26 protein-coding genes are annotated in these 21,976 nt (G+C 46.1%); 25 read left to right on the top strand and 1 reads right to left on the bottom strand.

Translation table 11 applies throughout. The annotated features are described in order from the left end of the window. Positions 1–36: 36 nt before the first annotated feature. Positions 37–192, top strand: a complete 156-nt coding sequence (locus tag C0Q44_RS30240; protein WP_181151030.1) for a hypothetical protein — start codon at positions 37–39, stop codon at positions 190–192. Positions 193–291: 99 nt separating this feature from the next. Here C0Q44_RS30240 and C0Q44_RS16350 read toward each other — a convergent pair whose 3' ends face one another. After that, on the bottom strand, positions 292–660 hold the full coding sequence (locus tag C0Q44_RS16350; RefSeq protein WP_105408317.1) for a helix-turn-helix domain-containing protein: 369 nt from the start codon (positions 658–660) through the stop codon (positions 292–294). A gap of 417 nt (positions 661–1,077) precedes the next feature. Here C0Q44_RS16350 and C0Q44_RS16345 point away from each other — a divergent pair, with 417 nt between their 5' ends. The 24 genes from C0Q44_RS16345 to C0Q44_RS16235 all read left to right on the top strand — a co-directional run bounded on the left by C0Q44_RS16345 (position 1,078) and on the right by C0Q44_RS16235 (position 21,967). After that, positions 1,078–1,437 (top strand): hypothetical protein, encoded by a 360-nt coding sequence (locus tag C0Q44_RS16345; RefSeq protein WP_146113463.1) that lies wholly within the window; start codon positions 1,078–1,080, stop codon positions 1,435–1,437. Positions 1,438–1,579: 142 nt separating this feature from the next. Further along, entirely contained in the window at positions 1,580–2,338 is a 759-nt protein-coding gene (locus tag C0Q44_RS16340; RefSeq protein WP_105408315.1) for a tyrosine-protein phosphatase, read from the top strand. A 38-nt stretch (positions 2,339–2,376) separates the two neighbouring features. After that, the gene (locus C0Q44_RS16335) at positions 2,377–3,126 is read left to right on the top strand and encodes a YveK family protein (protein ID WP_105408314.1); all 750 of its coding nucleotides are present in this window, start codon (positions 2,377–2,379) and stop codon (positions 3,124–3,126) included. After that, positions 3,107–3,784, top strand: coding sequence for a CpsD/CapB family tyrosine-protein kinase (locus C0Q44_RS16330; protein WP_105408313.1), 678 nt, complete (start codon positions 3,107–3,109; stop codon positions 3,782–3,784). The genes C0Q44_RS16335 and C0Q44_RS16330 overlap by 20 nt, the downstream gene beginning before the upstream one ends. A gap of 190 nt (positions 3,785–3,974) precedes the next feature. Then, positions 3,975–4,877, top strand: coding sequence for a UTP--glucose-1-phosphate uridylyltransferase GalU (gene galU / locus C0Q44_RS16325; protein ID WP_105408522.1), 903 nt, complete (start codon positions 3,975–3,977; stop codon positions 4,875–4,877). Further along, positions 4,874–5,572, top strand: a complete 699-nt coding sequence (locus C0Q44_RS16320) for a sugar transferase (protein ID WP_105408312.1) — start codon at positions 4,874–4,876, stop codon at positions 5,570–5,572. Before galU ends, C0Q44_RS16320 begins: the two co-directional genes overlap by 4 nt. A gap of 34 nt (positions 5,573–5,606) precedes the next feature. Next, positions 5,607–6,923 carry an O-antigen ligase family protein gene (locus C0Q44_RS16315; protein ID WP_105408311.1) on the top strand — a complete coding sequence of 439 codons (1,317 nt, stop codon included), beginning with the start codon at positions 5,607–5,609 and terminating at the stop codon, positions 6,921–6,923. Then, positions 6,920–7,384, top strand: coding sequence for a PssD/Cps14F family polysaccharide biosynthesis glycosyltransferase (gene pssD / locus C0Q44_RS16310; protein WP_105408310.1), 465 nt, complete (start codon positions 6,920–6,922; stop codon positions 7,382–7,384). The genes C0Q44_RS16315 and pssD overlap by 4 nt, the downstream gene beginning before the upstream one ends. Next, the gene (gene pssE / locus C0Q44_RS16305; RefSeq protein WP_105408309.1) at positions 7,381–7,860 is read left to right on the top strand and encodes a PssE/Cps14G family polysaccharide biosynthesis glycosyltransferase; all 480 of its coding nucleotides are present in this window, start codon (positions 7,381–7,383) and stop codon (positions 7,858–7,860) included. The genes pssD and pssE overlap by 4 nt, the downstream gene beginning before the upstream one ends. A gap of 68 nt (positions 7,861–7,928) precedes the next feature. After that, positions 7,929–8,789 carry a glycosyltransferase family 4 protein gene (locus C0Q44_RS16300; protein ID WP_258166366.1) on the top strand — a complete coding sequence of 287 codons (861 nt, stop codon included), beginning with the start codon at positions 7,929–7,931 and terminating at the stop codon, positions 8,787–8,789. Beyond that, positions 8,786–8,995, top strand: a complete 210-nt coding sequence (locus tag C0Q44_RS31050; RefSeq protein ID WP_258166365.1) for a glycosyltransferase — start codon at positions 8,786–8,788, stop codon at positions 8,993–8,995. Before C0Q44_RS16300 ends, C0Q44_RS31050 begins: the two co-directional genes overlap by 4 nt. Positions 8,996–9,028: 33 nt before the next feature. Next, positions 9,029–9,973: a glycosyltransferase family 2 protein gene (locus C0Q44_RS16295; RefSeq protein ID WP_105408308.1), complete on the top strand. Its 945-nt coding sequence runs from the start codon at positions 9,029–9,031 to the stop codon at positions 9,971–9,973. Positions 9,974–9,983: 10 nt separating this feature from the next. Further along, positions 9,984–11,006, top strand: coding sequence for a glycosyltransferase (locus tag C0Q44_RS16290; RefSeq protein ID WP_105408307.1), 1,023 nt, complete (start codon positions 9,984–9,986; stop codon positions 11,004–11,006). Between the two features lie 43 nt (positions 11,007–11,049). Then, entirely contained in the window at positions 11,050–11,955 is a 906-nt protein-coding gene (locus C0Q44_RS16285; protein WP_258166364.1) for a glycosyltransferase, read from the top strand. 8 nt (positions 11,956–11,963) lie between these two features. Then, positions 11,964–13,340, top strand: a complete 1,377-nt coding sequence (locus C0Q44_RS16280) for a lipopolysaccharide biosynthesis protein (protein WP_105408305.1) — start codon at positions 11,964–11,966, stop codon at positions 13,338–13,340. After that, the gene (locus C0Q44_RS16275) at positions 13,327–14,355 is read left to right on the top strand and encodes a polysaccharide pyruvyl transferase family protein (protein WP_105408304.1); all 1,029 of its coding nucleotides are present in this window, start codon (positions 13,327–13,329) and stop codon (positions 14,353–14,355) included. Before C0Q44_RS16280 ends, C0Q44_RS16275 begins: the two co-directional genes overlap by 14 nt. Then, positions 14,352–15,734: a sugar phosphate nucleotidyltransferase gene (locus tag C0Q44_RS16270; protein WP_105408303.1), complete on the top strand. Its 1,383-nt coding sequence runs from the start codon at positions 14,352–14,354 to the stop codon at positions 15,732–15,734. The genes C0Q44_RS16275 and C0Q44_RS16270 overlap by 4 nt, the downstream gene beginning before the upstream one ends. A 32-nt stretch (positions 15,735–15,766) precedes the next feature. Then, on the top strand, positions 15,767–17,098 hold the full coding sequence (locus C0Q44_RS16265) for a UDP-glucose dehydrogenase family protein (RefSeq protein ID WP_105408302.1): 1,332 nt from the start codon (positions 15,767–15,769) through the stop codon (positions 17,096–17,098). A gap of 14 nt (positions 17,099–17,112) precedes the next feature. Next, a complete protein-coding gene (locus tag C0Q44_RS16260) occupies positions 17,113–18,033 on the top strand; it encodes an LCP family glycopolymer transferase (RefSeq protein WP_105408301.1) in 921 nt (306 codons plus the stop codon). A gap of 147 nt (positions 18,034–18,180) precedes the next feature. Then, positions 18,181–19,890, top strand: coding sequence for a WD40/YVTN/BNR-like repeat-containing protein (locus tag C0Q44_RS16255; RefSeq protein ID WP_146113462.1), 1,710 nt, complete (start codon positions 18,181–18,183; stop codon positions 19,888–19,890). Further along, a complete protein-coding gene (locus tag C0Q44_RS16250) occupies positions 19,887–20,219 on the top strand; it encodes a beta propeller repeat protein (protein ID WP_181151029.1) in 333 nt (110 codons plus the stop codon). Before C0Q44_RS16255 ends, C0Q44_RS16250 begins: the two co-directional genes overlap by 4 nt. 21 nt (positions 20,220–20,240) lie before the next feature. Beyond that, positions 20,241–20,828 carry a VanZ family protein gene (locus tag C0Q44_RS16245; protein WP_105408298.1) on the top strand — a complete coding sequence of 196 codons (588 nt, stop codon included), beginning with the start codon at positions 20,241–20,243 and terminating at the stop codon, positions 20,826–20,828. A gap of 84 nt (positions 20,829–20,912) precedes the next feature. Further along, positions 20,913–21,434: a hypothetical protein gene (locus C0Q44_RS16240; protein WP_105408297.1), complete on the top strand. Its 522-nt coding sequence runs from the start codon at positions 20,913–20,915 to the stop codon at positions 21,432–21,434. Positions 21,435–21,787: 353 nt separating this feature from the next. Next, positions 21,788–21,967 carry a hypothetical protein gene (locus C0Q44_RS16235; RefSeq protein ID WP_181151028.1) on the top strand — a complete coding sequence of 60 codons (180 nt, stop codon included), beginning with the start codon at positions 21,788–21,790 and terminating at the stop codon, positions 21,965–21,967. Positions 21,968–21,976: the final 9 nt, after the last annotated feature.

Raw genomic sequence — 21,976 nt, 5'->3', positions numbered from 1 at the left:
TGCAGGGAAAGTATAAAGATAAGAGAGGTTAGCGGAATGAATATGAAACATCCAAACAGGGACGATCGTAAGCCGACAGGTAAACAAGTCGAAACAACCCAGATGGACATCATGAAAGTTTTACTGCAATGCGGAATCGACCCGGAGCGTTGGAACCATTTCGTATCCTCCGTCAACAACAAGCGTCCTTGACACACACTGATAACCATGGAATGGGGAGGGAATTTAAGATACACAAAAAACCCAGAAACCGGAGAGTGAATCTCACGGGAACTGGGTCCTCTTTTCGGGTTAGTCCATGCTGCGTTCCATTCGGACAAAAGCAATAAAACGACGTGCCTCTTCTTCCGTTAAGGACTTACCATCAATCATCAGATCGAAGCGCTCCAGCACTTCCTTATCCGACAACTCAAGCGTATCCACGAATTCACGTACATCTTCATCCATGACAACATCATTTTGCTTCGTACGCCCAATGAGATAATCAATGGACACGCCAAAGATGTCAGCAAGCCGCGTTAACACTTCGAAATCCGGTTTACGTCGGTTCTTCTCGTAGTGGGAGAGAGCAGCTCTTGTAATATGAATGGAGCTCGCAAGTTCTTCTTGAGTAAGTCCCCGCTGTTCCCTTAATTCAGCAATGCGATTTCCGTAGCTCATAAGCTAGTTCCCCCTGAACGACATCAAATATATATTGAAACAATCCTGAGCCAAGTTTTTGATCAGGGCAGCTTTACTGCAAAATAGTAAATCCTCTTTCGTTTCCTTCAAACTCAATGTAAATAGGTCTGTCTAAGGACATCTCATATTGTCGTAAATCAAAAGAACCATGTCCAAATACCGCTTGACATGATACGTATTGTATCGTAAATTGGACGTATGGAGTTACAAAATGTATCATTTGGGATATTTTAAGTATCTCCTTGTTGCCTGGACCTTATACCTGTGAGAAGGAAGTAGAGGCAATCCATGTAGGCTAATCCATTCTAAAGGAATGAAACCATGAATTCAATAATTCAGGATTGGGCTGATATGAAATTAAATGTCCATATGTACATTCAGGAGTTTCATGGGAAAATGGTAGACCGCAAAAGGCGCCCCGTTCTGTTGCTTGGTATGGACACTCAAGCGATCACCTTCCTGAGCGACCTGAACTTGCCCGTATCATCAGAAATGCTCATTGGTTTGGATGTTGAAGATCATCATGTATGTGTAAGACTTCACGCAAGGTTGCAATGGAAACAGCCCTTTGGAGAACTCACAATGTATCATTCAAACTTGCATATTCAGCACGAACAGAAACTATATATAACGGGACAGTTAAACGCAATGCTTACTGAAGTTCAGTTTCCCACGGTTTCCCGTTTTCAGTATGAAAAGGCAACAGAGCAAAGAGCTCTGCAAAAACCCTATCATTACATTGATTTTACCATATAAGTCCAACTTATTTCGGTTAAGGATGTACTTAACGCCATTTTACTATATTTCATAGCGTTATGCATTAGTTCTTTAACACCAAAAGCATTTGCGCAATGAATAAAAGGGCGAGGGGGATCATACTATTTCAGGAAGTTTGGATATGGTTGAAATGCACTGCCACATTTTATCCGGTCTGGATGATGGTCCTGTTCGAATGGAGCAGTCCGTTGCAATGGCTGAGAAGGCGGCAGCCTCCGGAATCACCTCCATTATTGCGACTCCGCATCACCTGAACGGGCAATACAACAATGAACCGATGGTGGTCAATCAGGCCGTGAACCTGCTTCATGCAGAACTTCGCACACGTAACATTCGCCTGGAGATTCGTCCCGGACAGGAGATCAGGGTGCATGACAACCTGATTGGAGACTTATATGCAGGGAAGTGCTGCACACTCGCCGGAAGTCGTTACATGTTGCTGGAATTACCCTTTGATCATATTCCCTCACAGTTCCCCAGGATACTGCATGAATTACGAATAGCGGGAATCACCCCTATCATTGCTCATCCGGAACGCAATCGTGTCATTTTGAAGAAGCCAAAGCTGTTGGCTGATTATCTGAGTCAAGGCGGGCTATGTCAGCTCACTGCTCAATCTTTCACTGGGCTTTTCGGACGAAAAGTTCAGAAGTGGTGTTTTCATTTTTGCAAAGAAAACGGGTTTCATTTCATTTCATCAGATGCACATGATATGTGCAAAAGGACATTTGCCATACGTGAGGGAGAGCGGGTCATTGAGCGTCGTTTCGGAGCTGATGCCGTCAGAAGGTTGGCAGAGAATGCATCCTACATTCTATCGAATACGAGTCTAGTCACGGAACGCTGGAAACCTCGGAAAAGGCTGCTGTCCATCTGGTAGTTACATAGGTTTGATCACAACATATAGGGGGAATGAAAGTGGAACTGAAAGGATATTTTCGACTCTTACAAAAGAAACTGTGGTTGATCGTCGCAATTGCTTTAATAGCCGGTGTAGGTGCAGGGGTCAAAAGCATTTTCTTCACCCAGCCGATCTATGAGGCAAGTTCCAAACTAATCGTGAACCAGACCTCTACCGTTCAAGGTCAGGCCATGATGGATTTCAGCATGATTCAAACCAATATCAAACTCATTAACTCGTACAGAGAAATTATTAAATCTTCGGCCATTATGGACAAAGTCGCTACCACGTATCCAGACCTGGGCTTAACCTCTGCACAGCTCATGAATAGCACCTCCGTCTCTACAGCAAGCGAGTCCCAAGTGATGAGCATCACTGTACAAGGGACTACCTACGAAAAAGCCGCAAAAACAGTCAATGCCATCTCCAGTGTTTTTCAGTCTCAAATCCCCCTGATCATGAAAATCGATAATGTGGCTATCCTCAGTGAAGCAAAAGTAGATAGTAACGTATCTCCAATCAATATGAAAACCACATTAAGCATCATTGTCAGCCTGTTCGCAGGTCTAGTGCTCGCCATTGCACTCGTATTTCTGCTGGACTATCTGGACGATACATTCAAATCCGAAACCGAACTCGAAAAAGAGCTGGGCCTGCCTGTGCTTACAGTGATATCCAAAATGAAAAAAGATGATCTGAAAAATACGAAAAATTACGTTTCTCAACAGAAAGTGGGGGATGGCACATATGTCACGGCAAACCAATGAAAATAACAGTCTGGTGACCTATTTTAACTCCAAATCTCAAATCTCGGAGGGGTACCGTAAATTACGGACCAACATCCAATTCTCATCAATCGACAGTCATATCAAAAAAATCATGGTGGCTTCGGCCGAATCCGGCGAAGGCAAGACCACAACGATTAGTAACCTGGCTGTGACCTATGCCCAGGAAGGTAAGAAAGTTCTGCTGATCGATGCGGATCTGCGTAATCCATCTCTGCATAAGGTGTTTTCCGTTCCCAATCATATCGGTCTTAGCAGTGTGATGTCCAATCAGTACAGTGTGCATGAGGTACTTAGAGAAAGTTATATCGATAACCTCCAACTGTTCACGTCTGGCCCTATTCCGCCGAACCCTTCCGAGATGATCGGTTCCAATCGGATGAAAAAGATGATTGAAGAGTTAGAAGATCAATATGATGTCATCATGTTTGATACGCCGCCGGTGCTCGCTGTAACGGATGCACTCATTGTAAGTTCGCTGTGCGATGGTGTGCTGCTGGTGGTGAACTCTGGCAAGGTCAAGAAGGAATTGGTGAGGAAGACCAAGGCTGCTCTGGAGCATGTGAATGCACGAATCCTGGGTGCCATTCTTAACAATATCAAGACGAAGGCTGGTTCGGTCAGCTACGGCGAAAATTAAAATATTCATCCCGCGATTCCCAAGTGAATAGGTAATGTCTACTGCACCTTTATCACTGTAGACACTCGGTCATGCTGTGGGTTCAATGAACCTTAGACGTTAATCGTCAAAGGTATGACGTGAGGAAGGGTTAGATGCCCTGTTTCAAATTATATAAAAACTAAAAAAAAAAGAGGATAGGGTGGTATTTATGAAAAAAGTGAGAAAAGCGATCATTCCTGCAGCTGGTTTAGGTACACGTTTCTTGCCAGCGACGAAAGCGATGCCCAAGGAAATGCTCCCTATTGTGGACAAACCAACTATACAATATATCGTTGAGGAAGCCATTGCCTCTGGAATTGAAGACATTATCATCGTAACAGGTAAAGGGAAACGGGCAATTGAAGATCATTTCGACAACGCCTTTGAACTGGAGCATAACTTGCTGGAAAAAGGGAAACTGGGACTGCTTGAAGAGGTCCGCAAATCTTCTAACGTGGATATTCACTACATAAGACAAAAAGAGGCTAAAGGACTTGGTCATGCAGTCTGGTGTGCACGTAACTTTATCGGTGACGAACCTTTTGCTGTACTGCTCGGAGATGACATCGTCGTATCGGAAGTTCCATGCACCAAACAACTTATTGATCAATATGATCAAGTTCAGCATTCGATTGTTGGTGTGCAAACCGTACTTCCTGAACAAACAGACCGATACGGTATTGTGGACCCGCTGAAATCGGATGGCCGTTTGACAGAGGTTCTCAGGTTCGTAGAGAAACCAGCCCAAGGCACAGCACCTTCCAACCTGGCGATTATGGGGCGATACGTACTGAGTCCAGAGATTTTTGAGCATCTGGAACAACAGGAGATTGGTCAAGGAGGAGAGATTCAATTAACGGATGCCATTCAGCGTTTAAATGAGACACAAGGAGTGTATGCTTACGATTTTGAAGGAGTACGTTATGACGTTGGAGAGAAACTGGGATTCATTCTGACCACCATCGACTTCGCTCTGCAAAAACAGGAACTTCGAATTCCAATGCTGCAAGCTCTGCAACAAATTCTTGAAAAAGAGTCTATAAAACATGTAGCCGGGGGGGCGTTTGAATGAGTCCATCTCCCCAAACGAAAGAAGCGGAGATTGTTATGGAACCAAATCTAGGGTACGGTGCATCCACGAGGGCAGGACAAAATGCGGATAAAGTGTATCTATTTATGAAAAGAATGCTCGATTTGCTGGGTTCTTTCATAGGTTTAATCATTTTGTGCCCCTTGTTTGCGGTCATCGGAATACTGATTAAAATCGAGGCCCCGCAGGGGTCTGTTTTTTTTCGTCAGGTACGGGTGGGACAGGATGGGAAAGAGTTTCATATGTACAAATTCAGGTCCATGGTTGCGAATGCTGAGGATCTGCTGGAACAGCTGATTGATCAGAATGAAGTGAACGGGAACATGTTCAAAATGAAGAATGATCCCCGCATCACAAGGATTGGCAAATTTATTCGAAAAACGAGTGTGGATGAATTGCCACAGCTGTGGAACGTGTTCAGAGGAGAGATGAGTCTCGTTGGCCCCAGACCGGCTCTGCCCAGAGAAGTGCAGAACTACACTTCCTATGACAGACAACGTCTTCAGATGATTCCGGGTTGTACGGGATTATGGCAGGTCAGCGGTCGAAATAGTGTCGGTTTTGAAGAAATGGTAGAGCTGGATCTGACGTATGCCCGTGAGCGCAGCATGATGGTGGATATCAAAATTATCTTCAGAACGTTCAAGGTGCTGGTTGGTTCGAAGGATGCGTTTTGATACACGATTCTGGCTTTGAGGTGGCCTAGCAGATATGCAAAAGACCGGTATACTTGCTGCATGGAACATGAAGTCGTTTAATATCATTCTGTTTTCACTGGTCATTGTCTTCGCAGCAATCTATCTTCCGCTAATCTCGGTTGTTGCACTCCTGTCTGTGATTCTGCTGGGCGTCTATATTAAACAGCCCAGCTGGATCTTCATGATTCTCATTGTAAGTTTTTCATTGTCCATTGATAAGATATTTAGCATTCATCTGGCGGGACTGGATTCGCTCTCCTTCTACAAGCTGGCGATTCTGGGTTTTGTCATCTCTCTTTTTTTACGCTTTGGTATTCGAAAAGATCTGATATATCCTGCACTGGCGATTGGTTTTTTATTTGTGGAGAGTTATTTCCTGTCTGATCTGCCCAATAAGGTTAGTCCGCTCGATCCATTCAAGGCCTTTCTGGGAGTAGTTGTTCCATTTTTGTTGCTGATGCCTCACTTTTCACGAGAGATCAGTCAACGAATCATACGTCTGCTTGCATGGCTGCCGCTGTTCAGTCTTGCCGGTGGTTACGTACTTCAGATGGCAGGCATATTGTCCATTACCAACCTGGAGATGTCGGGAGTAACCCGATTACAGGGAGCTAACATCGCCGCGCATCTGGCCATGCTGTGTTTTATCTCGATCTGCGTCTGTCTGATTCAGATCAAGCAAGGTCATCAAGTTGTTCTGTATTACATGCTTACCTTGACGCATCTGGTCATTCTGGTCCAGACGGGAACTAGGGGACCACTTATCGCGTTGATTCCGATTATTCTGGTCTATCTGTTTGATCAGTTGAAAGCCTTCATTAAAGGCAGGGTGAGTGCCACCATTCCTCTCATTTTATTTGTTGGCGCTGTGGCCTATATGGTCATTGCGCAATGGGACAATTATGAGATGAGGTCAGAGAGCAAGGGCTTATCGGGAAGAGATGTAGCTTGGAATTATTTTATTGGCAAAGCGAATGAGTATCCGATATTTGGACGTGGCCTCGGCTCAACCCTCGTAGCGAATGATGGAAGTATCTTTTCTGGCTTTGTTGTTCCGCATAATGAATATATTCGCTTTTATTATGATGGCGGGTTGGTTGGAGCCATTCTGTTATTCCTTTCACTTTTTCTGGTGTTCCGGGCAGTGTACCTCCGGCTGGACGGCATGATCCGATTGTATTTTGCTGGCATGATCGTCGGTTTCCTGACGTATTCCTTTTTTGACAATACCTTGTCGACGGTTCATCTGATTGCTCCATTCTGTATCTTCCTGAACGCATTGTATGTTACGGGGAAGGAAGCATCCTTTTCAAAGGAGATTAGAACATGAAAGTCTGTTTGATCAGTTCCACAGGCGGTCATTTTGATGAATTAACCAAAATCATTCCTGCGGTTGAAGAACATGATTATTTTCTGATTACCGAGAAGAACAAAAGCAGAACATCATATACAGATCAGGGTAAAGGCAAAGTATACTTTCTGATGCAGCAAGAGCGAAAGAATGCGATGTTCCTGCTGATCTTTGTAGCTAACATTATCAAATCGTTCTTTCTATACCTGCGTGAGCGTCCGAAAGTGATCATTACGACTGGGGCGGGAGCCACCTATCCGTTTTGCCTGATCGGCAAGATCTTCGGGGCCAAGCTCATCTATATTGAAAGTTATGCCAAAATCTACTCCTCCAGCGCGACCGGAAGATTGATGTACAAAATCTCGGATGAGTTCTTCATCCAATGGGAAACGTTGCAGGATAGCTATCCCAATGCGAAATACAGGGGGGCTTTATTTTGATATTTGCGATCGTTGGAACCCAGCGTTTTCCGTTCAATCGTATGTTTGAACTGATTGATGAGGCAATTGAGGCTGGAATCATTCAAGAAGAGGTAGTTGTCCAATCCGGTTACACGGAGGTTCAGCCGCATAATTTCACAGCCATTCCTTTTCTGACCCAGGAAGAGATGAATGATTATGTGGAGCGCAGTCGATGTGTTATCACGCATGCGGGTGTTGGCTCCATCACGAATTGTCTCGAACGGGGCAAGCCGGTGATTGTCGTTCCGCGGCGGAAAGAATGGGGCGAACATGTGGATGATCATCAGCTTGAGATCTCCAAGGTTTTTCAGGACAATGGCTATGTGGCGGTTGCGGAGAGTCGGGCAGATCTGCAAAAGCTGGTCCCTTGCATAGAAGAACTAACGTTCCAGCCGTATGTGAGAAAAGAATCGGATCTGATCTTATCCATTAAAAATTACGTGAACAGTCTATAGGCGGTTGAACATGCATGATAAGAGCTATTTCATTCTAAAGGATTAACCATGAAAAAAAGGAGTCTATCATGAAACCAAAAGTATTGGTTGTTGGATCATCCTTGAAGGATATGGGCGGCATTGTCAGTGTAATCAAAAACATTGAGGATTCTTCCATCTCGGAATTGTATCCCATGCAACGGGTCGAAACGTATATCACGGGCAGCGTGTTCTCACGCCTGCTTATTTTTATAAAAGGGTTCCTGCAATTCTGGATGAAGCTGTACACGTTCAAGCCGGATATCGTGCATATTCATATGGCGAACAACGGGAGTTTCTATCGAAAGTCACTGTTTCTGCTGACGGCAAGAAAGTTATTTCGGAAGTCCGTCATTTTGCATATTCATGCGGCCAGCTTTGATGAGTTCTATAACAAGTTTCCCTTGCAGCGCAAGTATTGTCACTATATTTTGAACCAGGCTGACAAGTTGATTGTCTTATCGGAAACGTGGAAAGAGTATTTCGCTACCATCGTCTCGGAGACTGCCATTGAGGTGCTCTATAACGGGGTTTTCGTTAAAGAACCGTTCCCGAGGACACAGCAACCTGCGGTTAATGCTCTGTTCATGGGCAGATTGGGTGAACGAAAAGGAGTCTACGATCTGCTTCAGTCCATCCAGCAATTGAAAGCATTAGGCGTTACAGCCACATTCAATCTGGCAGGTGATGGTGAAGTGCATGAAGTCCAAGCGCTCGTACAGCAGTATGAAATACAGGATTGTGTCAACGTACTCGGCTGGATTAACGGAGAGCAAAAGGAAAAGCTGATGCAGGAAGCAGATCTTCTGGTCTTGCCTTCTTATCATGAGGGATTACCTATGGCCATACTCGAAGCAATGAATTGTGGCTTGCCCATTATATCGACCACCGTCGGAGGCATCCCGAAGTGATTACATCCGGTCATAATGGGCTGTTAATCGAGCCGGGAGATGTGCACGGGCTGACATCGGCGCTGGAGTATCTCATCACGGATGAAGAGCTTAGAGTAAGAATGGGTTCACATAACAGGGAGATTATATCCGCCAGGTTTGATATTAATCTTCTGATGGGCAGATTGTCGGGAATATATGATGCACTTCAAATGAAGGTATCCTAGTGAAATTCGAGTAAAACAGGAAAAGGTGATGAAATGAACCCCTTGGTATCTTGCATCATTACGACCCATAACCGGGCCGGGTTATTGAAAAATGCTTTGAAAAGTGTGCTTGAACAGACTCATCCGTATCTGGAGATTTTCATTGTGGATGACGGTTCGGAGGACGAGACACCGGAGGTCTGTCAGGCCTGGGCTCGGAAAGATTCACGCATCCGGTACATCCGGGTTCCTTATCCCAAAGGAGCCAATCATGCGCGGAATATGGGCATAACCCAAGCTAATGGCAAGTATATAGCGTTTCTGGATGATGACGATGAGTGGATGGCTGATAAAATAAAAGTCCAGTCGGAAGTACTGGAGCAGACGCAGGAATCGTTCACCTTTTGCAGCAAATATCTGGCCTATACGAATGAGCAGCAGCAGGTGGTCAAACGGAAATTGTCAGTGGAGTCTCGTGATGTGATCCGTTATGAGGATCTGCTGACCTTTAACTGGATCGGGGAAACGTCCAAGATTATGGTACTCACCTCGCTTGCCCGTGAAGTTCGATTCGATGAGAATCTGACATCCGCCCAGGATTACGACTTTTATCTGCGGATTCTGAAACGGGGCTACATTGCCGTGAACGTCAAAGAACCGCTGGTGGATATTAACATCCATAGCGGCCCGCGAATTTCAACCTCTACAACGGCTAAGTACAAAGGCCAGCGCAAAATTATTTTGAAATACTACAACGACATGTCCAAGGAACAGAAGCGCCGCCAATTACATCATTATCGAATGTTGGAATGGTCCCGAAATACGCTGCGCAACAACGTGTATTTGAAAAAGGCACTGTCACTATACCCCTGGTGGAAAGATTGGGTGCTACTCAAGCGCAATACCAAAATCATGATACAGGGCTTTCTGATGCGATTCCATGCGAGACGTGCGGTTGGGACGTATGCGGAGGACCCTGTGCGAATGAAACTAAAGTAAGAGGTGCTGGATGGGAAATCCAACGGTATATATGCTGCCCAAGATGATTGAGAATAATAAATTCAACGAACTGTTATCCGACTCCATTGAGAATAAGGGATGGGAAGTGAAGCAGTTTACCAAAAAAGATCTGATCCGACTTAAAAAGAACGATGTGCTCCATTTTCACTGGCCCAGCTTCTATTACAGAGGTTCATCCGTACTGTCTACCGTGATCAAATCGATATTGTATGTGTTGATGATTTGTTTTGCTCGTATCCGCGGTGCCAAACTGTTCTGGACCGTGCATAATATTTGGCCGCACAATAGCGGCAAGACCCGATTTGATTACTGGATGAGAAAAATTCTGGTCAACCATTGCTCGAAGCTGATCGTAATGGGCAAACCCCTGATCTCCGAGATCTGTTCGACGTTCGGAATTGATTCGAGCAGGATCGAGATTATTCCGCATGGGCATTACAAGGGGGTATACCAGGGGAAGGGTGTGAATATCCGCTCCCGATTCGGCATCCCGGAAGACAGTTATGTGTATGCGTTCTTCGGCCAGGTTTCTCCGTACAAGGGTGTTGATGATTTGCTGGAGGCATTCAAGGATCTGCAATCCGATCAGGTCCATCTGTTGATCGCCGGCAAAAAGGTGAAAGATTATGATCTCGATGATGACTTCCTTAATAGTGGGCATATTCATACCCATTTTCATTTTATCGAAGATGATGAATATTCGGATTATTTTGATGCTGTCGATTCCATCATTCTTCCATATAAGCAGATTGCCACTTCTGGCAGTGCCATTCTGGCGTTAACCTTCTGCAAACCGGTTGTGGCACCACGGATTGGCTTGCTGGAGGAATACCTTCCTGAAGATTGTGCAGTCCTCTATGAACCATCGGACCCGGACGGGTTACTCAAAGCGATGAATATGATCCGGTTGAAGCAATCGGAGTTCGAGGAAGGCAGTGGTTTTGTCAAAGCGCTGGAGCGGCTGGATTGGCCTGTGATTGCCCAAAGGACACTTATGTTGTACTCCAGCTAGTGCAGATGAAAGAGTGGACCTAATTCAAGGATATGGGGATGAAATGATGAAGGTAACCGTCGCGATCTGTACGTATAATCGTGTTCATGATGCGGTAGAGGCCATACGGAGTGTAATACAACAGAATTACCCAAGTACTGACTATGAGATTATTCTCATCGATAACAATTCCAAAGACAACACCCGGGAAGTGGTTCTGGAAACGATACAGCAGCATGAGAATTACGCTATCCGGTACGTGCTGGAAGAAAAGCAGGGGCTGTCTGTAGCCCGCAATCGGGCCATTCAAGAGGCGCGCGGCCAGTATATCCTGTTTCTTGATGATGACGCCTTTGCGTGCAGGGACTGGATTCGCGAGATCGTGAGCGTGTTTGAGCGGAGCGATAGCATCGGATGTGTTGGCGGCAAGATTGATCCGATCTGGGAAGTGCCTGAGCCGATGTGGATTCCACCGGAGAACAGGTCGCTATTCACCATTCTGGATTTTGCGGAAGACGTAACTGAAATGAAGAGTCCGTACATTCCGTTTGGTGCCAATGTAGCTTTTCGTTTATCCGTCTTTGATCAACTGGCTCCCTTTCGTGAAGATCTTGGAAGGGTGGGCAACAATCTGCTCTCCAGTGAAGAGAGTGAGCTGATTGCGAGAATACGGACCAAGTTCAAGGTGTATTACACGCCTTACGGAGCTGTACAACATAAAGTAGCGAAGGAACGAACCACAAAGAACTGGTTTCTCCGCCGAATCTACTGGCAGGGTGTCAGTGATGCCGTCCGCGATCAGGATCGTGGTGTGGTGCGTACGGCCAAACATGGAATTAAGCTCGCACAGGGAATCACGACAGCGCTAATCTATATTTATAATGCAGATCGATTCACACGTCAGCTTGCCAAAGTATGTTACAGAAACGGCATGATCGTCGGATCGCTTCGTCAAAACAGTAAGGGATGAGGATCGCTATGGCGCAAGTTGCACTTCGCAAAGTATTCAGAGGAAACGGCTTAATGAGTGCCATATTGCAGACCAGCGGAACCAATCTGCTGGTTATGACATTGACGATGCTGTCTTCCATTTTGACGTCACGCATGTTCGGAGTAGAAGGGAAAGGCGCATTCTCGGCCATCCTGTTCTGGCCTGCGCTTCTTACCGGATTGGTCGGGTTCGGACTGCCCACTTCCATCATCTATAACATTAAACAAAGTGCGAGCGAGAAGAGTGCCCAGTATGTCCGGCTAAGCTTTCTCTTTCAAGTTCCGGTGTGCATCATCATCGGTATTGTCGCCTGGTTTGGATTACCCTTCTGGCTCTCCAGCTTTCCGCCCGAGGTCGTCCAGATCTCCAGATGGTATACGATTGCTACAGTTCCCGTACTCATCGTTATCAATCTCATATCAGCTCTCTCGCAGAGTCGAGAGAAATTCGCTGTATATAATGGCATTCGGCTAATGATCCCCCTGTTTAATGTAGGCGGGCTTTTTGTGTTATGGGGTCTGGGTATGCTTAGCATACAGCTTGCAGCTGCCATTTATTTTGTGACCAGCTTCTCGGTCGTGGGGTGGGCTATCTATGCCAACCGCAATGAATTGAGACTGAGGTGGTTCAAGGACCGGGTCGACCGGAGTTCTGCGAAGAAGCTTTTCGGTTATGGAACCAAAGTATATGGCGTTGAATTGTTAGGTACGATCTATACCCAGTTTGACAAAATCATTATTTTGGCTTTGCTCACCCCGCGTGATTTCGGACTATATTCTGTCGTCTTTGCGTTATCCCGGATCTATAATGCGGTCCAGACGGCAATCAGCAATGTGGTTTTTCCCAAGGTGACCGGGTTACCCCAAGAGCAGATTATTGGAACGGTCGGCAGAGCCTTCCGCATCTCGCTTATGGTCATGATGATCATTGTTATACCGACCATGTTTGTAGGGAATTACCTGATGGGAATTCTGTTCGGCTCCGAGTTTCTGGAAGCGAGTGTGGCATTTTATATCTTGGCTGTTGAATGCATTATTGGTGGTGGCTCCTGGATTCTGGCGTCCGCATTTAATGCGCTTGGCCGGCCGGGGCTGGTGATGATCAGACAGTTGATTGCTTTATCCGTTACTGTGGCCTTGTTCTTTGTGTTCACTCCGCTGTGGGGGCTTAACGGTATTGCGATTGCACTGCTCGTTGGTTCCATTGTGCGAATGGTCGTTACGGTGGCTGCGATGAAAATCGTGTTCAAGGTGAAGTTCGCCGCCATGTTCTATGACAAGGAAGATCTAACGTTTCTCTATGAACGGTTAAACAAAAAAAGAAAAAGAGTTACCCAAGGAGGAGATGGAGATGCTGGGCACTAACAATATTCATCCCATGGAAGAGTTGAAGGGACATCTACGTCAGATTCTGAAAGTCATTCCACCGCGTACAGAGATCTATTATCTGGATTACCCGGTTCACAGCAATGGTGGAGACTTGTTGATTATGAAAGGTACGGAAGCTTTCTTCCGGGACAATGATATTCATGTACGTGCTAGATACAGCATTCTGGATTGCCCTTTGTCCCTCAAGGTTCCAGAAGGCATCACCATTGTATTACACGGCGGAGGTAACTTTGGTGACCTGTATCCGGCTCATCAGAAATTGAGAGAACGAATGATTGCCCAGCATCCGAATCACCGAATAGTCATTCTGCCGCAGACGATGTTTTACAAAAGTGATATTGAATTGAAGAAAACAGCCCAGGTATTCAACCGTCATAAGGATGTACACTTTTTTGTCCGTGATACGTTATCTTATGAGATAGCCAGCAAAGAGTTTCAACAAACGAATGTGTACCTTTCCCCGGATATGGCTCATCAGTTGTGGCCTCTGAAGTCCAAGAGCAAGCCTAATGCGGAGATGTTGTACTTCTTCCGTAAAGACATTGAGAAGACCCAGAATCAAGTACATTACGAATCCGTCAGTGGGCCCAAGGCCACGTTTAAAGACTGGGAGACATTGTACAACCGGATAGACCGCAAGATCATTCGTATGATTTCATCGCGGTTGAAATCGGGAAAAGGCAATTCTTTCGCACGTTGGTTGTGGTACAAATACTCTGATCGGATGGTACATACGGCCATAAAGGAATTCAATAAATACAAGACCATCACGACATCTCGTCTGCATGGACATATTCTGGCTTGTCTTCTCGATCAACCGAACATCCTGCTGGACAATTCGTATGGCAAGAACTCGAATTATTATGCAGCCTGGACGCGGATCAATCCGGTAGGCAGACTGGAGTCCGGTCAGACCAGCCCATATAACCAACCAACCAAGGCCGGTAAAGGATCTGGGGCGGTTGTGCTCTCGGATGGAGCAGCCCTATGAGAAGTATTTTGTTATCCGGTGGTTCGGGCAAGCGTCTCTGGCCGTTATCCAACGATTCAAGATCCAAGCAATTTCTTAAAGTGCTTCATGGACCCGAGGGAGACCCGGAATCGATGGTACAGCGGGTATGGCGGCAATTGAATGATGCCGGGATTGCAACTCAGGCATTGATTGCAACCAGCCTGCCACAAGTGGAGATTCTGACTTCACAGCTTGGAGACGATGTGAGATTGGTCGTGGAACCGGAGCGCAGAGATACGTTCCCTGCTATTGCACTCGCTGCTTCCTATCTGTATTCGGTGGAGAGCGTGAGTCTGAGTGAGACGGTTGCTGTACTGCCAGTAGATCCTTTTGTTGAAAAGGAGTTCTTCGAGGTTCTGGCCACCTTGCCAGAGATGCTCGATAAGTCAGGCGCCGATCTGGCATTAATGGGAGTGGTACCGACCTATCCGTCAGAGAAGTATGGATATATCATTCCGCAATCTGCATCTTCCAGTGAAAGTAGCAACGAATACGTTCATGTAGCGAAGTTTCAGGAGAAACCCTGCGAATCCGATGCGGCCCTTATGATTGAGCAGGCTGCATTATGGAATTGCGGGGTTTTTGCTTTTAAGCTGGAGTATTTGATCAATTTGCTCATTGAGATGGAGCTGCCCATTCAGTACGACGAGATGCTGAAACAGTATGGGCGATTGGAGAAAATCAGTTTTGATTACCAGGTTGTTGAGAAGGCGAATCAGGTGATTACCATTCCTTACAAGGGGTTCTGGAAAGATCTTGGAACCTGGAACACCCTCACCGAAGAGATGGGAACTGCTGTTGTAGGAAAAGGATGGATTACAGAAGATTCTCACAATACACACCTGATCAATGAACTGAATATTCCGGTTGCCGTTCTGGGGTTGTCGGGTGTGGTGGTGGCTGTGAGTCCAGATGGCATTCTGGTCAGTGACAAAGAAGCCAGTCCACGGATCAAAGAGATTGTGAAAAACGAGGATCAACGCCCCATGTATGAGGAGCGCCGATGGGGGTGCTACCGGGTATTAGATTATACGAGAAATGAAGCTGGCGGCGAGGTACTTACCAAACGAATCTGCATTAGCGCCGGGAAGAACCTGAGTTATCAATATCATCTGCTCCGCAATGAAGTATGGACGGTTGTATCGGGAACAGGGGAATTGATTCTGAATGGCCAGCGTCGAACGATCAGCCAGGGAGATACGGTGATTATTGATCGAAGCATGCTTCATTCCGTCAGAGCGGTTACTGAACTGGAGATCATTGAAGTACAGATCGGCAGTCAGCTGATCGAGGAAGATATCGTTCGAGTATCTACCGAATGGCAGGATATTGTTCAGACATATGTGAAACACGCGTAACCAACACATTAGGATATGGGGGAGATTATGGAATGAATATTACGGTGATTGGCACAGGGTATGTAGGTCTGGTATCGGGCGTATGTTTTTCGGAACTTGGTAATAACGTGATTTGTGTCGACAATAATGTGGAAAAAGTAGCCCTGCTGACAGATGGTCATGTGCCGATCTATGAGCCGGGTCTCAAGGAAATTATGAATTCCAACATGAAGGCCGGCCGGCTGTCTTTCACCACCAACATTCAGGATGCCATCAGTCGATCTGATATCATTATCATCGCTGTAGGAACACCGTCACTGCCTAACGGCGAAGCGAATCTGAGTTATATTGAGCTGGTTGCGCGAGAAATCGGTTCTTATATGGATAATTATAAAATAATAATGACTAAAAGCACTGTTCCTGTCGGAACCAATGATCGCATTCAGGAATGGATCGGCAGTCTGACGACGCAACCGTTCGACATGGCATCGGTACCCGAGTTCCTTCGTGAAGGCACAGCGGTACAAGACACGCTCTATCCTGACCGAATAGTCATTGGTACACACAGTGATAGAGCGGTTGCCACCCTGAAGGAGCTGCATCAGCCATTAACGGATCAGATTATTGTGACGGATATTCGCTCGGCTGAAATGATTAAATATGCATCCAATGCTTTTCTGGCAACCAAAATTTCATTTATCAACGAAATCTCTAACATTTGTGAAAAAGTAGGAGCTGATGTCAGCCGAGTGGCTGAAGGCATGGGATATGACCGACGTATCGGTGCCTCCTTTCTCAAGGCAGGCATTGGTTACGGAGGTTCCTGTTTCCCTAAGGATACTCAAGCTCTGATTCAAATTGCGGGTAATGTGGATTATGACTTCAAACTGCTGAAATCTGTGGTGGAAGTGAACAAGGATCAACGCTTTAACGTCATCCGCAAACTGGAAGATGCACTGGGCTCATTGGAAGGGAAAGAGATCGCAATCTGGGGGCTTGCCTTCAAACCGGATACAGATGATGTTCGGGATGCTCCTGCGATTGAGATCATTCAGCGTCTGCTTGAGCAGGGGGCAGTGATACGGGCGTATGACCCTATTGCTACCGATAACTTCCGCAAAGAGGTGGATTCTCCATCCATCACATGGGAAGAGCGTGCAATGAACGCAGCGGAAGGTGCTGATGCGCTCTGCGTCCTGACGGAGTGGAAAGAGTTCATGGAGGTTAATCTGACCGATTTGGCAGCTCATATGAATCAACCCATCCTGATTGATGGAAGAAACATCTATGAAGAAGAACAGATCAAAGACACGTCCTTCCAATACTACTCCGTCGGTCGTCCGGGTTTAACCAATATAGATGGAAGAAAAACGGCAGTCATCTGACGGAGGTCCATACCATGAAACTGGGGATTAAAATTTCATTAGGGGTCATCTCCCTTGTTGCAGTCGTTACGATTGGATATTCTGTGTATCTGTATCTGCATGTTAAATCAGCGGCGGATCAAATGTACGAACCTCGGGAACCGATCAAACAGGTATCCATTGTGGACCAGAGGGGAGGCGGAGACTTCCCTGTGGACATGGAGAATGAAGAGCCTTTCAATGCTTTGATCCTGGGTGTGGATGAGCGCTCCAACGATCGGGGCCGCTCTGACACCATGATTGTACTGAGTGTCAATCCTGCGAAAAAGTCTGTGCTCATGTTTAACATTCCCCGGGATACCCGAACCAGTATTGTGGGCCATGGTACGGAAGACAAGATCAACCATGCGTATGCCTTTGGCGGTGTTAACATGTCTGTGCAAACGGTGGAACAATTACTGGATGTTCCCATACATTACTACATGAAAGTGAATATGGAGGGGTTTGCACAGATCATCGACATGGTGGGCGGCGTGGACGTGAATAATCCGTTTGCTTTTGACTATGAGGGTTATCAGTTCGAACAGGGCGTGATTCATCTGGATGGTGCAGCAGCCTTGGGGTTCTCACGGATGCGCTATGAGGATCCGAAAGGAGATCTTGGACGGAATGACCGTCAACGGGAGATTATCAAACAGGTGCTGAAAAGTACGGTGCAGGTATCCAATGTGTTGCAACTGGAGACGTTACTGGATGAAGTCAGTGCTCACGTAAGAACCGATGTCACTTTCGACGAAATGAAGCAGATGTTCTCCAAATATCGCCCGGTGCTGGATCACATTGAATCCGTTGAGATCAAAGGCACAGGCAAGAAAATAGATGGGATCTATTACTACATGGTGGAACAATCGGAACGAGACAGAATACATCAGATGATTGAAAATCACTTGAAATGATTGAAAAATGAATACAAGATGACAGGATAGGGCGGTGAACCAGATGCGTATCTCCAGGCTATTGAAGTTGTCCATGATTGTGCTACTTATGTATATGCTCATGATACCTGCAAGTACAAACGTTGTTCAATCAGCCCAAAGTTATCAATGGAAAAATATGCCTATTGGTGGTGGGGGTACGTTACAGGCGTTGTTATTCATCCAACTGAACCTGATCTGGTTTACGCTCGAACTGACGTTGGTGGAGCCTACCGATTGGATGCAGCATCGGGAGATTGGATGCCGTTGCTTGATCATTTTGGGGATGAGGACAGCAATCTGTATGGTGTGGACGGCATTGCGCTCGACCAGCAAAACCCCAATGTGGTCTACATTGCTGCGGGGAAATACGGTAATGCCGGGCCAAACGATATTCTGAAATCAACAGATCGGGGAGAAACCTGGGTTCGAACCGGACTCAATCTTCGGAATGAATCGAATGGAAATATTCATCGAGCCATGGGAGAGAACATCGCTGTTAATCCAACCAACTCCAACTATCTGCATGTAGGCACGAGGTATGATGGTTTATATACCTCAAGTGACGGTGCGGCAACGTGGAGCAAGGTGTGGGATGTACCAAACGGGTTGTCAGGTGAGGGCATACGCAGTGTAGCCTATGGATTAAACCCTGTGACCAAGCAAGGTCAGGTTGTGTATGCCGGGGTGCGAGGCATTGGGGTATATAGCAAAGCGCCAAGAAGCAATGGGCAGACAACATGGCAACTTACCGGTAGAAGTCCCGAATATCCGGCTCGCATGACTGTCGCGAAGAACGGGACCTTATATGTGACAACCGATAATCAGGGAGTCTACAAATTCAATGGTGTGCAATGGACGAATATCACACCAAGTTCCAGTTATTCATCCTATTACGGGATCACAATCGATCCCAAAAACGATAATCACATTCTGGCAGCCGTTCGAACGGGCGGGGACAATCTGCCACTGTATCGATCCGTAAATGGCGGACTTAGTTGGACTACGGTTAACAAAACGCTGGTATCCAAACCGTCATGGTGGACCCCCAATATGTTTTTCTCAGCAACATCCAGTATCAGGTTTGACCCGCATAATCCGGGAGCAGTGTATGCTTCAGACTGGTTTGGTGTGTACAAGACAGACAATATTAATGGCACCAACGGGATAGTTGGAAGTGCGAGTACCTGGGAGGCTATTACGGATGGTCACGAAGAAGTTGTCGCACTCACGGCCTCGACACCACCTCAGGGCGCTTCATTCTTTAGTGGTTTAACCGATCAGATCGGATTCAGGCATGACAATGTCACCGATACCCCGCTAAATAAAATTCCACTTGCGGGTATGCGGGAAATCGTAGGTATTGACTATCTTGAGACGAATCCAAACTACATGATATTTCTGGGAAGCAGTGATTGGTATGGTACGACCACACGCTTATTCGTCTCTTCCAATAATGGAGTTACGGTAACCCCGGTAAACCTTCCGGCAGGTTCAACACTTGGAAGGGTGGCCTATTCGGCCACAAACTCAAACGTTATTGTCTATTATCCCAAGATCGGTAACCCGGTCAGAAGCACAAATCGGGGATCAACGTGGCAAAATATGAACGGTGCTCCTTTTCAAGCTATTGGGGGAGCATGGTCTTCTCCTATAATCATCCGCTGGCTGCGGATCGCATCAATGGATATAAATTCTATATGTATGCTGCTGGTTATCTGTATCGCTCTACGGATGCAGGAGCCAATTGGTACAAAGCGAATGCTGTTCGCCTTCCTGATAGCTCAGGGATCATCAAAGTGGAAGCAGCTCCAGGCATTGCCAATCATGTGTGGGTGAGTCTGGGAACGGATGGACTATATGCATCCACGAATTCGGGCACAACATTTACCAAGATCCAGGGGGTGCAGAACTCCAAGCTGTTTGCCTTTGGAAAAAGTCAGCCCGGCAAGTCTGTGCCAACCGTATATGTATATGGCATGGTAAATAACGTCAATGGATTCTTCCGTTCCGATGATATGGGGGTAACCTGGAATAATATAGGTCCTGTGGGTGCTGGTATTGGGCTCGGTAACGAACCTCAGATTATGGCGGCAGACCGTCAGATCTATGGTCAGGTATACGTAGGTACGAATGGTAGAGGGATATATGTTGGATCTTTAAAGTAACGAGAGAGATAAGAAAGTGATATGAAAGTGGTGATGATCAATATGATGGAGGAGGGTTCCGCACGTACGAGACAAAAATATGTACGTAGAACATATGGATTGCTAATGGTTCTGCTACTGATGGTTGTGATCTGGGTTCTGGTGATCTGGTCCATGTCCACTCAATCCTATCAGCAGCAGAATATTCAGCCTTGGCTTCATAAGTGGTCTCAAAAAATGCAATTAGGCTTTACGCTACCCGATGTGCAATTCACTTATGGGGAGTATGACTACTCTCTGAAGCAGAGACCGTACGATTTTGCAGAATTCATCTTTCGGAAGAGTGCGCATCTGTTTGTGTACGCTGTGCTCGCTGTGCTTGTGTACGGCGGGCTCAAATACAGGCGAATACGCTCAATGACTTGTATCGTTGCTGCTCTGGCCTTGGTGCTTATCATAGCTTCCATTGATGAGTATATCCAGCAGTTCAGCCCGAACCGGACAAGCTCGATACGTGATGTCGGAGTGGATGTGCTCGGCGGATGCTGTGGAATTGCCATATATGCAGGGCTTCGGTTCCTTAGCCGCAAGATCAGTAAGAGAGGGCACTCTTCCATTCACAACAAGTGATTTCCCAGGAAATGCTATCAGTAGAACCCGCTTCTACTTGTCTGCTAACCATCATAAGTATGGAGTAGGACAAGGAGGACTGACATGCTGCGAAGAAGGAACCGGAATGATTTACTCAAAAAGATATTATTCATCGGATTCATTCTGATATTGCTATGGCTGATTGGCAGAACTATTCCGTATATGTTTCGGGCAGATGCACCGGATGAAGCTGCTGCTGTTGCCGAAGAGTTCTACAAATATGAGCAGACGGGTGACTTCGGCAGTTCGTGGGAGTTGTTTCATCCCCTGATGAAAGAGCGGTTTCCGAAGAGTGCATATGTACAGAACCGAGCACATATATTCATGCAGCATTTTGGCGTGGAAACCTTTGAACTGAATATGGAAGAGCCGGAGCGTGAGTTCGATGTAACGGTGGTGGGCGGCGTGAAGCCATTCTCGGAAGCTTACAGAATCCGGGTCACTCAGACCTTTTCGGGTACGTTTGGACAATTCGCTATCGTGCAGACCTGTTATCTGGTAGAAGATGGGGATGAGTGGACCTTACTCTGGTATTATCCGAATTTGAAGAATGAGGGTACTCCGCATGACAACAACAGTGAATGACCAAGTATTATTATGTAATAAACTGGAATTTCGTCATAATGATATTCACCCATACTTTGAACCGAATTGTATCATTTACCTAACACGAGGCTCTATAAATGCGAGACTTTTGTCGCATTTATAGAGCTTTTTTTTGTTTTACTTGTTTTTATGGCTCTAAAGCCTTGACATTAGTCACGGTGTCAAGTAAATTACGAGGTAGATACAAAATGTATCAATTTTCAGCTTCTAACGACAAATAACAGGGACTTCAATGCTCCTTGTGAGGGGAAGGAATATCATTGATCGAAATGGACCGCTTTTACTGTGTCAGTTGTGGGATGATTGTGTCGGTCGCTAGAAGCTCTGTCGAAATGAAGGAAGAGGGCTATGGAGGCAATCACGTATTTCGCACCGGATTCTACCGGAGTGAAATGCCGCTTGGATGCTGTGAAGCGTGTGTAGTAGAGGCGAAACGTCAGGGGAAATCCCAGTTTGCGGGACAATATACTAAAGATTATGATACACTATGTTCATATGAGAAACGGGCATGAATATATGCT

The organism is Paenibacillus sp. PCH8 (genome assembly GCF_002968835.1).
Lineage (GTDB): Bacteria > Bacillota > Bacilli > Paenibacillales > Paenibacillaceae > Paenibacillus.
Note: the sequence above shows the minus strand (reverse complement) of the source record. Positions and strands in the feature narration are given on the sequence as shown.

Coding starts and splice junctions, on each gene's coding strand:
- C0Q44_RS30240 (WP_181151030.1), top strand. CDS start 37: ATGAATATGAAACATCCAAACAGGGACGATCGTAAGCCGACAGGTAAA.
- C0Q44_RS16350 (WP_105408317.1), bottom strand. CDS start 660: ATGAGCTACGGAAATCGCATTGCTGAATTAAGGGAACAGCGGGGACTT.
- C0Q44_RS16345 (WP_146113463.1), top strand. CDS start 1,078: ATGGTAGACCGCAAAAGGCGCCCCGTTCTGTTGCTTGGTATGGACACT.
- C0Q44_RS16340 (WP_105408315.1), top strand. CDS start 1,580: ATGGTTGAAATGCACTGCCACATTTTATCCGGTCTGGATGATGGTCCT.
- C0Q44_RS16330 (WP_105408313.1), top strand. CDS start 3,107: ATGTCACGGCAAACCAATGAAAATAACAGTCTGGTGACCTATTTTAAC.
- galU (WP_105408522.1), top strand. CDS start 3,975: ATGAAAAAAGTGAGAAAAGCGATCATTCCTGCAGCTGGTTTAGGTACA.
- C0Q44_RS16320 (WP_105408312.1), top strand. CDS start 4,874: ATGAGTCCATCTCCCCAAACGAAAGAAGCGGAGATTGTTATGGAACCA.
- C0Q44_RS16315 (WP_105408311.1), top strand. CDS start 5,607: ATGCAAAAGACCGGTATACTTGCTGCATGGAACATGAAGTCGTTTAAT.
- pssD (WP_105408310.1), top strand. CDS start 6,920: ATGAAAGTCTGTTTGATCAGTTCCACAGGCGGTCATTTTGATGAATTA.
- C0Q44_RS16300 (WP_258166366.1), top strand. CDS start 7,929: ATGAAACCAAAAGTATTGGTTGTTGGATCATCCTTGAAGGATATGGGC.
- C0Q44_RS16295 (WP_105408308.1), top strand. CDS start 9,029: ATGAACCCCTTGGTATCTTGCATCATTACGACCCATAACCGGGCCGGG.
- C0Q44_RS16290 (WP_105408307.1), top strand. CDS start 9,984: ATGGGAAATCCAACGGTATATATGCTGCCCAAGATGATTGAGAATAAT.
- C0Q44_RS16285 (WP_258166364.1), top strand. CDS start 11,050: ATGATGAAGGTAACCGTCGCGATCTGTACGTATAATCGTGTTCATGAT.
- C0Q44_RS16280 (WP_105408305.1), top strand. CDS start 11,964: ATGGCGCAAGTTGCACTTCGCAAAGTATTCAGAGGAAACGGCTTAATG.
- C0Q44_RS16275 (WP_105408304.1), top strand. CDS start 13,327: ATGCTGGGCACTAACAATATTCATCCCATGGAAGAGTTGAAGGGACAT.
- C0Q44_RS16270 (WP_105408303.1), top strand. CDS start 14,352: ATGAGAAGTATTTTGTTATCCGGTGGTTCGGGCAAGCGTCTCTGGCCG.
- C0Q44_RS16265 (WP_105408302.1), top strand. CDS start 15,767: ATGAATATTACGGTGATTGGCACAGGGTATGTAGGTCTGGTATCGGGC.
- C0Q44_RS16260 (WP_105408301.1), top strand. CDS start 17,113: ATGAAACTGGGGATTAAAATTTCATTAGGGGTCATCTCCCTTGTTGCA.
- C0Q44_RS16255 (WP_146113462.1), top strand. CDS start 18,181: ATGGAAAAATATGCCTATTGGTGGTGGGGGTACGTTACAGGCGTTGTT.
- C0Q44_RS16245 (WP_105408298.1), top strand. CDS start 20,241: ATGAAAGTGGTGATGATCAATATGATGGAGGAGGGTTCCGCACGTACG.
- C0Q44_RS16240 (WP_105408297.1), top strand. CDS start 20,913: ATGCTGCGAAGAAGGAACCGGAATGATTTACTCAAAAAGATATTATTC.
- C0Q44_RS16235 (WP_181151028.1), top strand. CDS start 21,788: ATGAAGGAAGAGGGCTATGGAGGCAATCACGTATTTCGCACCGGATTC.